Origin of the sequence: Nocardia blacklockiae (assembly GCF_015477355.1) — a bacterium.
In the GTDB taxonomy this organism is placed as follows: Bacteria; Actinomycetota; Actinomycetes; order Mycobacteriales; family Mycobacteriaceae; genus Nocardia; species Nocardia blacklockiae.
This window is the reverse complement of record NZ_JADLRJ010000002.1, coordinates 66,906-80,193: the sequence shown is the minus strand read 5'-3', so window position 1 is coordinate 80,193 and position 13,288 is coordinate 66,906. Positions and strand designations below refer to the sequence as shown.

General features: G+C 65.0%; 10 protein-coding genes. 4 read left to right on the top strand and 6 right to left on the bottom strand.

Going from position 1 to position 13,288, the window contains the following annotated elements; genetic code table 11:
• Positions 1–50: 50 nt before the first annotated feature.
• Positions 51–701: a hypothetical protein gene (locus tag IU476_RS06450; protein WP_195097752.1), complete on the bottom strand. Its 651-nt coding sequence runs from the start codon at positions 699–701 to the stop codon at positions 51–53.
• A 592-nt stretch (positions 702–1,293) separates the two neighbouring features.
• On the opposite strand from IU476_RS06450, the gene IU476_RS06445 reads away from it, so the two are divergent.
• Genes IU476_RS06445 through IU476_RS06435 form a run of 3 tightly spaced genes read left to right on the top strand, consistent with a single transcriptional unit; the run spans position 1,294 to position 3,990 of the window.
• Complete coding sequence (locus IU476_RS06445; RefSeq protein ID WP_195097749.1) at positions 1,294–2,655, top strand: hypothetical protein; 1,362 nt, start codon at positions 1,294–1,296, stop codon at positions 2,653–2,655.
• A gap of 60 nt (positions 2,656–2,715) precedes the next feature.
• On the top strand, positions 2,716–3,348 hold the full coding sequence (locus IU476_RS06440) for a histidine phosphatase family protein (protein ID WP_324193901.1): 633 nt from the start codon (positions 2,716–2,718) through the stop codon (positions 3,346–3,348).
• Between the two features lie 24 nt (positions 3,349–3,372).
• Complete coding sequence (locus tag IU476_RS06435) at positions 3,373–3,990, top strand: dTMP kinase (RefSeq protein WP_195097745.1); 618 nt, start codon at positions 3,373–3,375, stop codon at positions 3,988–3,990.
• Between the two features lie 133 nt (positions 3,991–4,123).
• On the opposite strand, the gene mobF is transcribed toward IU476_RS06435, so the two are convergent.
• Complete coding sequence (gene mobF / locus IU476_RS06430) at positions 4,124–9,865, bottom strand: MobF family relaxase (protein ID WP_195097744.1); 5,742 nt, start codon at positions 9,863–9,865, stop codon at positions 4,124–4,126.
• A 365-nt stretch (positions 9,866–10,230) separates the two neighbouring features.
• Between mobF and IU476_RS06425 the strand changes: the two genes are divergently transcribed.
• The gene (locus IU476_RS06425) at positions 10,231–10,968 is read left to right on the top strand and encodes a hypothetical protein (RefSeq protein ID WP_195097734.1); all 738 of its coding nucleotides are present in this window, start codon (positions 10,231–10,233) and stop codon (positions 10,966–10,968) included.
• 104 nt (positions 10,969–11,072) lie between these two features.
• Here the strand turns inward: IU476_RS06425 and IU476_RS06420 are convergent, their stop codons facing one another.
• From IU476_RS06420 to IU476_RS06405, 4 genes are all read right to left on the bottom strand, one after another.
• The gene (locus IU476_RS06420; protein WP_195097732.1) at positions 11,073–11,315 is read right to left on the bottom strand and encodes a hypothetical protein; all 243 of its coding nucleotides are present in this window, start codon (positions 11,313–11,315) and stop codon (positions 11,073–11,075) included.
• A gap of 13 nt (positions 11,316–11,328) precedes the next feature.
• On the bottom strand, positions 11,329–11,946 hold the full coding sequence (locus tag IU476_RS06415; protein WP_195097730.1) for a hypothetical protein: 618 nt from the start codon (positions 11,944–11,946) through the stop codon (positions 11,329–11,331).
• 145 nt (positions 11,947–12,091) lie between these two features.
• Positions 12,092–12,337 carry a hypothetical protein gene (locus tag IU476_RS06410; RefSeq protein ID WP_195097728.1) on the bottom strand — a complete coding sequence of 82 codons (246 nt, stop codon included), beginning with the start codon at positions 12,335–12,337 and terminating at the stop codon, positions 12,092–12,094.
• 125 nt (positions 12,338–12,462) lie between these two features.
• Positions 12,463–13,173: a hypothetical protein gene (locus IU476_RS06405; protein WP_195097726.1), complete on the bottom strand. Its 711-nt coding sequence runs from the start codon at positions 13,171–13,173 to the stop codon at positions 12,463–12,465.
• Positions 13,174–13,288 lie beyond the last annotated feature (115 nt).

Below are 13,288 nucleotides of genomic sequence, written 5' to 3'. Positions count from 1 at the left end.
CGGGGGGCGCTCGGCCAGGTCACCGAACGCGACCCCCGGGGCCGCGGGTTCTAGAGGCTGACCGGCAAGGTCGGCATGCCTACGCCCGCTCGGCGCTCGTTCTCCTGCTCCAGCCCGCGGCGAAGTACCTGGACCATCTGCTGGTGCGCTGGATCGCCTGCTGCCGTCGGCAATTCCATCCCTTCGGCGCGCATCGCCTGCAACAGATGCATCGCCGGCTCCAACAGGGTCATCTCCGCGCCGGGAAGAAGGATCGCTGCCAGATCGAACAGGTCGTCGTCCTCGACCGGGTCGGCCCACGGCGTCGCCCACCGCTGCATCGGCGGCTTCGTCATCCACACCGTGTCGAGCTGCTCCCCGATCACCCGTTCCTGCTCCCACGGGCCCGGTTCCGGATCCGGCTCGTCGTAGCCCTCGAACAGCTGCCCCCGTGCGATCTCCATCGCCTGCTCGCGGGCCTGGCTCCGCAGATTCACCACCGTCGCGTAATCCGGTTCCCGGCCAGAGGTCTCGCGGTTGTGTGCCAGGTTGTGCTCGAACAGCGGCTCGGTCGCCTGCTGGATCTGCTGCTCGAGTTCGCTGGTCCTCGACTCGACGAACGCCGCGCGCTGCTGCGAATCCCACTCCGGGGGCATCTGGTCGCGGTAGCGGCGCTCGACGTCGGCGCGGATCTCGCTCGTCATCAGCTGTGTCGCTTTCATCATCACTGTCGTCGAACAGGATCGGGTCGTCGTCCAACGGTAACTCCCCTACACATGGGGCAAGTCAAGCTTGCTCACGGATGGGACATCACCCGTCCTCCGCTCGAACAGCGATATCCCGAGGTAGGGAGCCAGCACGTCGCGCCCGGCTATCGGCGTAGAACATCCGAGGTATGTCGAGAGGAGAAGGGCGGCGCGGTCCCGAAACGGGCGGTCCGGCGCCTCATCCGCTACCGCAATCGCAGGTAGCAGGGAGTACTTCGACGGTAGCAGCACGCGTGGACCCACGCCACGAGGTCGACCTGTGGCCCACGTCTGCACGGCGCGGGGGTGCGTCGGGACGACGATCGAACTCGGCAACCGTTCGTTATCGAAGGCAGCGCCCGCACATTGGTCACGGTTTTGGATACGGGCTGCCAAGGCCAAACACACAGAGTGGGAACCGATCCGCCGTAACGAAAGTCGTTGGCCCATCGACAGATAGACCATATTGGCACTGTCAACTATCCTGGAAGGAGTCGCTCTCTGTGGACACCTGGTGCGCCACAGCGGGTTCAGGGGACGGTTGATCTTGTATTCTCAGTGAGGCCAAATGGCGCAGCTCGACTCGGCCCTATTCGCCGCTGGTCACGGCTTCTATCAGTTCGCCATTCCGCGAGCTGCGTTCGATCGAAGTCTGTATTATAACCTATTGCTACAACCCACCTTAGCGATTCCAGACCATTACTTCCTACAGGGTGAGTGGCTTGGATGCCACCTTGCCGACTATCCCTCGCGAGATTCTTGGATCGAGGCCGGCCTGCGAAACGGATTTGTCTTGCCATACTTTCGGCGAGAATCAAGCAAGTTACCCGATCTACTCAGCTTTATGGAGCAGTCCGATCGCCGTGGCTTCAATCGTCGCGCCAGAGAGATTGCGGAGCGGATCGATCGAACACCGTTCCAGTCAAGCTATTGGTCTTCGGCGGCCAACTCTGCGTCATTTGGGCGCACTCTAACGCACTACCTTACTGCGAGCGAACTGCCCGTGATGGAGATGCGTGTCGACCCAGATGATTTCGTTGGATTCTGGAGTCGCAGCCGCGAATGGATACACGAGGAGCTTGCGATTGTCTCCGACCGGTCGTCTGATCTGCTCGACTCGGACGGGATTCTACTAAGTCAGCTCATTCAGGTCTCTGGAGAAAGGCTTCTTGGGCCTGATTGTGGTCGAATCGTCAGTGTTGATGAGTTGTTGTCTCGGGCGAGAAGAGAAGTAGGTGTAACAGCGGAACGAGATCTGCGAGCATACTACTCGCTCGTGTGTGAATTATACAATCGAAGCTTGGCGGACACCATTCTGACAGCTCCCAATAGTCCACGATGGGAGCATTTCACCGCTGCGATGGATTTGTGGCGAGATGACATCCTGAAAGATGAGAAAGGCGAGTTCTCAGAACCTGGCGCAGTGGATTCAGATATCGACATTTCGATTCGACTTCCCCAGCCTCACTATCTCCGGTCGGTAAGCGGAGACGTGCTGCTCGCAATCCGTCGTTCACAGGCCTGCGATAGGTACTTCGAATCGCTATCGCACTGGAGGGCGGCACCACATGACGTGGTGTTGCGGGACGAACTCGTGGAATCTCTACGCAGGTACGCTGAAATCATCATGAAACAAGTTGGCCAAGAAATTGGAATGCTGGGATTTCGGCCACAGTTCATCTCGAAGATCACTGACGTCAGCCGTGCTCTTGAGAAGGTCCCTGGCGTTGTCCAAGGATTTCTCGCAATTGGTGCAACGGCAGGTGCGGCGAGTGGGGCTTCGTCGCCGCTTGTTCCTGCCGGGCTGTTCACGCTGTTCTGCCTCCAGGCCGTTGCGAAGTACTACTCGCCGTCAGATTCCGTCGATGTTCAGCTATCAGCTCGCGACGGGGCACGAGTGCATGCTGATGTAACCATTAGCCACGCATAGGTTCACCAGCACAATTGCCGTTACTGGCGCTGAATTGTCGGGGAGTCGAGGGGAATGTAAATGTTAATGGACTTAGTTCTGGTCCGTCACGCTCGGAGCGTACGCGCGAAAACGGGCATTTGGGGAAGGTTGTTTGACGCTCCGCTTGATGAAGGGTTCGAGCACCAACTCAGTGAGGCGAGGTCGGCACTGGCGTCACTTAGCGAGGCGGCAGTCTTCTCATCGCCACTCTTGAGATGCCGAGAGACCGCAGATTTCGTTTGCCCTCTCGCGGAGATAGAAGTCGTGGATGAGTTCCGGGCGTATCACTCGGGCGTCTTCGAGGATAAGCCGGAGAGCTTTGTTCACGAACACAGCCCAGGTTATATGGAACTTTCGTACCGCGAGCGTTTCCTTCGTCCAAAGTTCGGTGAGGAAAGTGTCGCGTCGCAGGCGAGCAGGGTACGAGGCGGCATTCGCAAGGTGCTGCAGAAGGGAGCCCCGGTATCGGTCATTGTTGCCCATTACAGCACGATCAACATAATCGCTCATGTAGGCTCACTGAACTGGGATGAGGACACTTATGCGGATGGAGTCTACGACCTCGCGGAAGGTGCCTTCATCCGCATGGCGATAGACCCGGCTGCGGTTGCGATCGGACTGCAATCGAAACCTGGGCGCGGTACACCAGATTATTTTTCCGGTCAGACGTGAATGTCAAACAGCAAAGGATGATAAGTGTACAGAAAATTCGTTACCTTCGAAGGGTATGACGGCTCCGGAAAGTCTACGTTGATCGAAACTGTCCGTACGCGGCTCAGCGAGAAAGATATTCGTGTTGTCGGTCGAAAGGCTGAGCCGGAACTTCTTGGTATATCACGTGTTGTGGAACGTGAAGATTTGCGGCCCCATCCCGAGGTGGAGTTGCTGTTGAGGATTTCATTGGAAGCTGAGAGAAAATATGTTATTGAGCAAGCATTGCTGGACCATGACATGGTCATCTGTGACCGGGCGGTAATTAGCCTGCTCTCATGGTTCGGATATCTCCAAGTGGAAAGAGAGCAATTCGAGCCATTGTTGCAGAAGCTTGTGGATTATCACCGAAATTCGGTCACGATCGTCTGCAATGCGGACTTTGATACTTGCTGGTCGCGTATTGGTGATAAATCTAGCAAGTCATGGAAAGAGCGTCAGGGGGTCGACGCTAATCGGCGATACTTCGGCATGTATGAGGAAAGCATACGCCTGTACAAGGATGCGGAGGCGGACCTTGTATTTGTCGACACTGCCGGGCTGAGCGTCGATGAATCCGCAGCGCAGATTGTGGATGCTCTCGTCTCTCGCGGGGTTTGCTAGAAGCAAGTTTTGGGTGACAGATGTTGCGTAACACCTGTCCACGAGTACGTCGGCGAGATCGATTGGAGTAGCCACACCATGTGCTGACCGGGCAGGATGCCTGCCGCCGGATGTTGTTTGAAGGGAACGGAATTCACATTGCGTGCCCGCGTTGTCGTTTTGGGTAATCGGCGTCGCCGGTGCGGCGAGTCGAGCGTTTCGTCGCCCTCGTTGTGGTTCGTGCTGAAACAGTTGTGGTTTCGAGGATGTCGAACTCGGTGTCGTCTAGGTTGGTGTCCGTGTCTACGGCGGCGCAGTCCACATCTGACATCGTGTCGTTGTCCACTCCTGGGCGTTGTTGCTGCTCAGCGCGGGCGGTGTCCAACGCCGCCCGCAACTGAGTCACCTGGAGGTCGAATTCGGTGCGGTGCCGGGTTTGGCGTTCGGCGCGTTCGGTGTCTTCGTTGATGGCGGCGTTCAGTTCGGCAGTGAGTGCGGCCGGATCGTTTGCGCGGGCGGTGATCCGCTCCCATTGGTCTGGGTATGCGCCCGAGGCGACCGCAGCGTCGGCGGCGGCGCGCCGGGCCGCGTCGGTTCGGCTGTGCTCGGTTCTGAGCGCTGCGACGGCGTCTGTGGTGGTTGTGATGTCCTCATGGAGTTTTCGCTTGTCGGTTTTGCCGTGCACGGCCCCGGTGTCGCGCAGTCGTGTCAGTTCGGCGAGGACGGTTCGGGCTTGGTTCCAGCGGGTTTCGATGTCGCGTGCTTGGTTGCGGGCGTCGATGGCGGTGGCGGCTAGCTGTGCTTGTGTGCGGAGCTGGGCGTGGTCGGCGCGGACGCGGTCGGCGACTGCGGTGCCAGCCAGCCCGGAGACACGGGCACCGGTGCGGTGTAGGCGGTGTAGGCGCTGGGTCAGGGCGTCGATCTCGGCGGCTAGCTTGGTGTCGGTGAGGCTGCGCCAGCGTTCGCGTGCCTGGTCGTTGGTTGGTGTGGCAGCGGTCCTGTGGTGACGGGTCTTGGTCGCGACCGCGGTGGTAGTCCTAGTGCCCGGATGTTCTGCCGGCTTATCGGGCTGGCTGGTCTCGTGTGCGGTTTGGCGTGCGGCGGCGTTCTGAGCGCGGAGGAGCTGGGCTTCGAGGAGTTCGACTTCGTTGCGTGCGTCGGTGACGGTGGCGAGATCGAGGCTGTCGGCCGCGGTGCGCAGCGCGTCGACGTGGTCGGGGGTGGTGCGCTCGTCGTCTCCGGCGGCGTCGTCCCATGCTTGCTTGGCGTGGGTGGCTTCGGTTCTGGTGTCGTCGGCGCGTGCGCGGGCGGCGCGGGCCTCCATCGCGAGCATCGCGACCTCGAGTTCGAGCGACGAGGTCTCGGTGCCGGAGCGTTGTGCGTCGGTGAGAGTTGCTGCTCGCGCTGCGTGGGCGTGTTCCGCGGCGTTCGCGGCGCGGTCTGCGGCTTGCCAGAGGTCGTGGGCGTGCAGGGCCGCGATTCGGTACGGCGTTTGGGCGTCGGCACGGCGTCGTAGGGCCAGCATCTGTGGCTGGGCGTCGCGGCGGTGTTGACCGGTGCCTGCCAGGTAGGTGGTCCACAGGTCGGTGGCGCGGCGGCGCGCGGCGGCCAGGTCGGCGCGTAGCTGGTCGACGCGTTCGGTATCGGTGAGTTCCGGGTAGGGAACGGCGGGCGCGGTGGCGGCGCTGTCGAAATCGATGACGCCCCGGTGTCCGCCAGCTCTCTCCCGTTGGTGTGCCTGCGCAGGCTCGGCTGCATCCGCGTCTTCGGGCGGATCTGCCAGCACGGCGGTGAGGTAGTCCTCGTCCGGTTCGGTGGTGGCGGGCTGAATGTCCGGGGCCGTGTGCCGAGGCGCAGCGCCGTCGGCGAGCGGATCCGGCGGGACGAGTTCGTCGGCTAGCGGGGTGTTGGCGGTGGTGTTGTCGTCGGTGGGTGGGAGATGGGGTGTCAGTCGCCACCACAGGGCGGCGGCGGGAAGTTCGTCGGGCAGTGGATGGTCGGTGGCGATCGATTCGACGAGTGCGGGGACGTCGATTCCGGCGCGGGCGGCGGTGGTGAGCCGGTCGGCGAGCACGGGCCAGTACGGGTCGTGGGTGAGCCGGGCGTCGATGCGGTTGGCGAGGGGCTTCCAGCGTGCGGCGGCGTGGGCGGGGTCGCCGAGGACCGCGGCGACGCGGTGGTCGAGCAGTCGCTGGTGTCGGCGTTCTCGGATGAACAGGCGGTTAGGACCGGTGGGTCGCCGTTCTTCGGCGGGGATGCCGCCGGCGGCTCGCCACACGGCGAGGTCGGCGAGCAGCCGGGTGGTGTTGTCGCCGACCAGCGGGCGGGCCCATGGTGGTGCCTGCGGTGTGGTCCATGAGCGGGCGTCGGCGGCGACGTGGTCGGCCAAGGCGGTGACGTGGGTGAAGCGTGCTGTCAGGTATTCGCCGAATGTCGGATCGGTGGCGAGCTGGTGCGGGATGCCGGTCAGCCATGGCAGCGGCCCGGTTCCTGCGCTGTGGTTGCCGGTGGTGTCGAGCCGCCAGTCGAGCACTGCGGCGGGGTCGTAGGCGGAATCCAGTTCGCGGCGGTCGCGTGCGTGCTGGAGCGCGGTGAGGGGGTCGGTACCGGAGAGGGCGATGACGGCGAGGTGCCTGCGTAGCGTCGGCCAAGCGGCTTCGTCGGTCAGGCCGTTGTGGATGGTGTCGGCTCCGTCGTCGATGCGGGCCATTTCCTGTTCGCCGAGAAGGGTTTCCGCGGCGGCACCGACGGCGTGGAGGTAGGCGTCGACGGCGTGGGCGAGACGGGTGTGGGGGTCGGCGAGTTCGGTGAGCAGTGTGGTGACGGCCTTTTGAGAGCCGTCGCGGGCGAGCATGCGGGTGAAGAAGTCGATGGCGGTGTCGGGGTTGAGGGCCTTGTCGGTGACGACGGAGTATTCGTCGCCGCCCAGCGCGGTCGGTACGTAAAGATGGTTCTCGCGGGCGCCGCGGGTGAGGGCCATGTAAATGTCGTTGCGGGTTTCGTTGCCGGACACGACGGTGTGGCTGGTGTCGGCGGTGATGCCTTGGGAGGTCATGATTGTGGAGGCGTAACCGAGCATCACGTGCTCGTCGACGTACCAGGCGGGCAGGACGATCGACAATCCGGTGCGCAGGTGGGTGACCGACAGGCTGCCGTCGTCGTGGACTGTGTCCACGCTCCATCGGTAGCCGTTGCGGACCCAGTCGGTGCCTGATGTGGCCAGACGCCGGTTGTTCTCGGTGGTGCGGATGACGTCTCCGGCGGAGACCTGGGTGTCGTCGCGGAGGGTGATCTCGCGGCCGGTGGAGCCCCAGACCGCGAGGCGGTCGTCGCGGGCGCGGCAGTTCAGCTCGCGGGTGATGTCGTGGGTGGGGGCCATCATCACCGAGTCCAGGCCCGCGCGCCGATCGTCGGCCCACGCGGCGTAGGCGTGGTCGGTGGCGGCGACGGCGTCGCCGCCGTGCACGCGCCCGTGGTCGAGATAGAAGCCGATCGCGGCCGGGTCCCCGTCGCGCAGGGCGAGGGAGGCCGCGGCTTCGTCGGCGCGGACGTTGCCGTCGCGGTCGCGGAAGCGAATGACGTGCCCGAGGGTGTGCGCGCCGTGAGCGTCGGCGATGGCCCGCACGATGCCTCCGGCCGAGATCGCCGCCAACTGTTTGTCGTCGCCGACCAGCTTGACGCTGCCTCCGCGGTCGAGAACGAACCCGATCACCTGGTCGAGCTGGTAGGTGGAGGCGAGCGCGGCTTCGTCGATGACTACCACGGTCGACGCATCGATATCGTCCACCCAGTGCGGGATTCGCACGGGAATTCCGGTGGCAGTAGCGAATTCGGCCAGACGCAGACTGTCGATCAGCTTGTCGATGGTGTCGCAGGTGGTGCCGATCTCGTCCCGCAGCACTGCGGCGGCGTTCGCGGTGGGGGCCAGGCCGACGACCGTGCCGCCGTCGTTGTGCCACGCGCGGGCGAACACCGCCATGGCGGTGGTTTTACCGGTGCCGGCCGGGGCGAGAGCGACTTCGACCCGGGCACCGGAGGTGGCGAATGCGCGCACCAACGCGACCTGCCCGGCGTTGAGGGGCCGGCCGGGCTGGTTCGCGGTGTATTCGAGTAGCGCCAGATCGATGGACAGGTCGCTGACGCGATGGCCGTCGCGGCGCTGCGCGGCGTCGAGGATCCGCTGTTCGGCGGCCATGACCGGGGCACTGGTGTAGCTCTGGGTGGCGGCCGGGACGAACACGCTGCTGCCGTCGCGGCGGGTCAGCTCCGCCGGATCGACGAACCGGTCGGCCAGTGGCAGCGCGAAGCATCGCGACGGTGCGAGCGCGGCGTCGACGACCCGCTCGATCACGGAGTCGATGTCGGCTGGGTCGAGATCGGCGGCGCGGACGAGGCGTTCTGTTTCCGCGCCGACGTGGTTGACCTGCCAGCTCGAACGCTGCTCGGAGATCCGTGCGATCACGTCGTCGGCGGCGGCTTCGATCCACGCGTCCAGCCGGTGCGGTGCGGGGGCGTCGGTGTCGCTGGTATCGGGGTGGAGAGCGTGCTCGACCATGGCGGAAACGCCGTGGCGGGTGCCGAAGTGGGCGGTCGCTTCGTCGTGCCAGGTGTGGCGCTGCTCGGATTCCGTGCGTGGGTCGTGCTTGCCGGGTCGCTCGTCGAGTGCGGCTCGTTCGGCTATCTCGTAGGCCTCACGGGGGGAGGGCTCGCGGCCGTATTTGAGCTGGAACGCGCGTGCGAGCTGTCCGCGGCGGGCTTCGATGTTGTTGTTGCGGGTCGACCACCGATCGCACAGCCCCTGGTCGATGCCGACGATCTCGCGGGTGCCGCGCTTGTTCGGATCCTTGTGCGGGCGTTCGGCGAACCGCACACCGAGTCGTTGCCGCAGATAGGTTTCGACTCTGGTGTTGTAGTGCTCGGACGCCCACACGGCGAACTTGTACAAGGGTCGGCCGTCGAGTGCGAACCACCGGCCGTCGAGGGCTTGCACCTTGTTGGACAAAGCGATGTGGGTGTGGAGTTGAGGGTCACCGGCGCGGGAATCCCGGTGCACGAATACGGCGGCGATGACGCCGGTAACGTCGATCTGGGCGACTCCGTTGGGGCCGGTGCGGGTGTAGGCGGCGTGCTGTTCGATGAAGCGGATGGCGTCGGCGACGGCGTCGTCGTGGCATTGCCGGACGATGTCGGCGATCGGGCGCGGCGCCAGCGCCCACAGTGCGGAGATGGATTTCACTGGGGTGCAGGTGAAGTCGTATCCGGCGCAGGCCTGGGTGCGTTGACGAGAGTGGCGGGCGATATAGCCCGACAGTTCGCGTTCGTCCAGAGGTGCGCGGTCGTAGTCAGCGCGGAACCGCTGCCGGCCGATCTCGGTGCGGATCCGTGCGCGGTCCGCGGCGGGGATGACGGTGTTCCATTTGAGGCCGCGTGCGACGTTGTAGTCGCTGAACGCCTGCGCAACGGCTTGCCGGAAGTCCGACGCCTGTGCAAATACACGGAAGGGGCTGCCCAGGCGGCTGTACTTGAGTGCTTCGGTCGCGGCGCGGTCGGCGGCCTTCTTCTGCGCGGTGCGGGTTGTGAAGCCCCGCGCGATGTAGTGGCGGAAGTAGGTGTCGACCAGCTCGGCGATTTTGGCGTCTTCGATCTGGCGGGCGTTGGGGTGGCGGCCGAGACCGAACAGCGCCTTCATCTGGTCTTCGGTGACCGTGTCGCCTGCCGAAATGCCTTCCAGGCCAGTCAGTCCCGCGCCGGTCCACCGGCCGGGGGCTTCGCCCTTCATCGAGTAGTAGTCGGCGAGGGTGGCCGCTCCGCGCTCGCTGGAATCCATGGCAGCAACTTGCTTGGTGAGGTACGTGTACCCATCACCGGCGGAGAGTTTGTGGAGGTTGCCAGCCACCCTTTCGACGGTACGCGCGGATGTGAACGACCGGTATGCAAGAGATTTGATGTAGACGAGAAGTTGAAATGTCAGGGGGCTGAGGGGAAACAATCGGCACTCGCGGGACAGCATGCGGCCGTGCGAGACGTGGGGTGTGGGAAGAAGGTTGTAGCGATGATGGATGGGAAGTGGACGGGAGGTACACGATTCGTGATCGCGAAATCGGCCGCCGGTGTCCCGGCTCGGTACACGGGCTTTGCCTCCGATGCGGTGTCGGCGTCGTCGCGTCGATGCCGTGCGCGTCGATGCCGGCGCGGACGGTGCCGGGCTGGCGCGGCGTATCGTGGGCCGCAGGGGGTACTGATCGACGGGGAGCAAATCAGGTGCCCAGGGAGAGGAAACCGGCCGAGAAGGCGCGTCACGCCGCTCATCGGATGTTGTCCGAGCGCCGGGCAAAAGCGTTGGCCGCGTTGGCCGCCAACGAAGAGGATCTCGCGGTGTTCATCCGCCACGGTGAAGCTATCGCCGGTGCTGCGGATGCTCGCGACGGCGCGATCACCGGAGCTGTGCAGGCGCATGACCGAGCGGTCGGCAAGGCGCTGAGTTCCTACCGGGCAGCAGCGGCTCGCACGGTCCACACAATAGTGTCCGATCGGCCGATGCGAGGGAACGAATCAGGTTCCGTGCGACGGCGCTCCGCGGCGCTGGCGGACCTCGTCGCTGCTCTCGACGCAGCCCACCTCTCTTTCGTCACGGCGATCGGCGACGCGGTCGGCAATGCCGAATCCGCGGTGGTGCAGGGACTTATCGACCAGGGCAGCGCGCTCAAACGTGTCCGCGAGCGTGGCGGTCTGAAGACGGGCGAACTGGCCGAACTGGTCGAACTCACCCCCGCGGACGTAGCGAAGCTCATCAGGATCGCCGATGACGCCGCGAAGGTCTCCGATTGCGGTGAGAGCCTGGCAAGCGATCCGGCTGGCGCAACCCACAACGACGCTGGACCGGCGGATCCGCTCGGGCCGCCGGCGCCCGGGGACAGTCCCACCAAGGGCGAGCTCCTCGCCGCCGCGGACGATCGTGGGCCTGGCAGTACCGTGGATACATCCACGGACCGGACCTGAATTCGACGACGAACCAGCGAGATCCCGTGTGCGGCCTCCGGCCTGGCTGCGCGGAACGTAGCTGGGGTGGGGCCGCGGCGCGGCCCCACCCCAGCGGAGATGGGTCAGTCGGTGACGCGAACCTTCGCCGCGTACCAGCCGGCGTGTTCGGGGTCGGGGCTCCAGTCCTCGACGAGTTCGTAGCCGGCGGTGGTCAGACGCTGTGTCGCTTCCTGCGTCGTGGCCGCGTCGGGTAGCACATCGACAGGTTGGGTGCGCGGATGCTCATCGAATGCGAACACTTCCACTTCCAGCCCGGTTATCCACTCGGCGAGGAAGAGCGGGCGGTTTTGGGGTTGTTCGGGCATGACTGAGGTCCTTTCATTGGTTCGGGTGGGTTCCCGCTGCGGCGGCGCGAGTGCGTGATGCTCGGCCGCGAGAACCCGATCGGTGGTGTCGGGCGCGCCAGGGCGCTGTCTGCCTGGGTGTTAGAACGGGGGATCCGCTCTCGGTGTCCAGCAGTCGCTCGGCTTCCTCAATATCGACGTGCGAGAGGATGAATTCGATCTGGCCGAACAGTCCGGACGCGTTGGCTCGCGCGGCGCGGCGCCAGGTCAGTTCCTGGACCAGCCAGCGCAGCGGGGCGTGATTCGGGTCGGTGGCGGCGTACCGGATCAGACGCAGATGTGTCGGGTCGGGGTCGCCGATGAGGAGAACGGGCGAGTCCAGCAGTTCCCGCACCTGCCGCACGGCCTCGCTAGGGGCAAGCGCACCGGAGGTGATCTCGGTACGCAACAGCGCGGCCAGTGTGCGGCGGACACGGTCCGCCCATTCGGGTCGGCCCTGCGTCTCTCCGTTGCCGTTGCCGTGCACGGCCGCGAGCCTGGACAGGTGGTAGTCGAGCATGGCGACGGCCAGCTCGGCCTCCTCCTCGGAATGCGGGCTCGCGTCGGTGGCGCTGGAGCTGTCGGTGGCGTCGGCGGGTTCGATGTCGCTCATGGGATTTGGCTCCTTCCGCATCGCTGTGCGGTGCTTGGTGCGGTGCGGGCAGATATCGGCTGTCCGGCACCGCGAGCTGTGAGGGGTCGTGGTCGGTGTTAGGAGGCCTCCGCGGGCGGTGCGCGGGCCCGTGCCGGTCTGGCGCTCACTGCGGCGTCGCCGGGTTGTCGGTGCGGGCGAGGACGGTGCGGGCGTACCTGCGCAGGGGCTTGGTGACCGTCTCGTCCGAGGGCGGGTTGGTGTCCAGCACGATCGCGTCGTCGACGTAGATGCGGATGTCGCGGTGCTCGAGGTGGGAATCGAGTTCGATGACGACCGTGCCGGGTTCGACGGGGCTGCGGTAGACGGTGAGCACGATCAGGGGCGTGCCGGACGATGCGCCGTCGAACACTCCGGCAGCGGCTGGCCGCAGGACGGCGAATCGCAGCGACCGGTCCTGGGTCTCGCGTCGTCCGAGACGCGGTATCCGTCGGGCCGCTGCGCGTAGCGCGGTGCGGAGTCGGTGCGGTCTGCGGCTCAGGACGGTGCGCTGTCGGTGAGGCCGGGTCGGGGCTGAGTCCAGGGGTATCCGGTCGCGTCCACGTGGTGGGTGCCGTCGCAGGCGGCGACGCACAGGCCGTTCCAGCACGCCTCCCACCAGTTCGGCTCGCGGGGATCGGGTCCGCGCAACTCGACGTAGGTGCGGCGGGCGGCGTAGGCCGCCTCGTGCGGGATCCGGCCGGGATGCGTGGCGGACCACTGGTCGAAATCGGGAGCGTCGGCCGCGCCGATGTCGTCTATCTCGGTGGCCCACTTCGTCCAGTCCTCGGCCGACCGCTTCTGGTTGAAGGCGACGAATCTGGCGAGGTCGTGGCGTTCGAGCAGGTTGAGCTGGTCCCACAATCCGCGGTTGACGATGTTCATCCACTCCTCGGGATCGATCCAGTGGTCGTAGATCGAGAAGGAGCCGATCTGGCCGTTCTCCAGCTCCACCAGGAACATCCGCATCGTGTACTGGCCCTGCTGCGGCGAGTTCCACACCTCGGTCTGCCGACGGGGATTCGTGGTCTGGGTGACCATGCGGAACTGGCCGCGCTTCGCGCCTTTGAGCGCGGTCTCGACCCAGTACCGGCGCTTGCAACGCAGCCGGTATCCGTAGGGATAGTCGTCGACGACGCGGGCGTTGGCGGCGTCGGTATGCCCGCGCAGGACGGCGACGATCCGGCCCCGGTCTTCGATGTGGCTCATAGTGGTTCACCTCGGAACTGTTGGTGTAGGGAATGAGGCGGACGGATGCCTCAGCGACTGCACCGATCGGAAGGCGATGCAGTGGAGCGGAATCCGTCAGAAAGGGTGGCGTGCA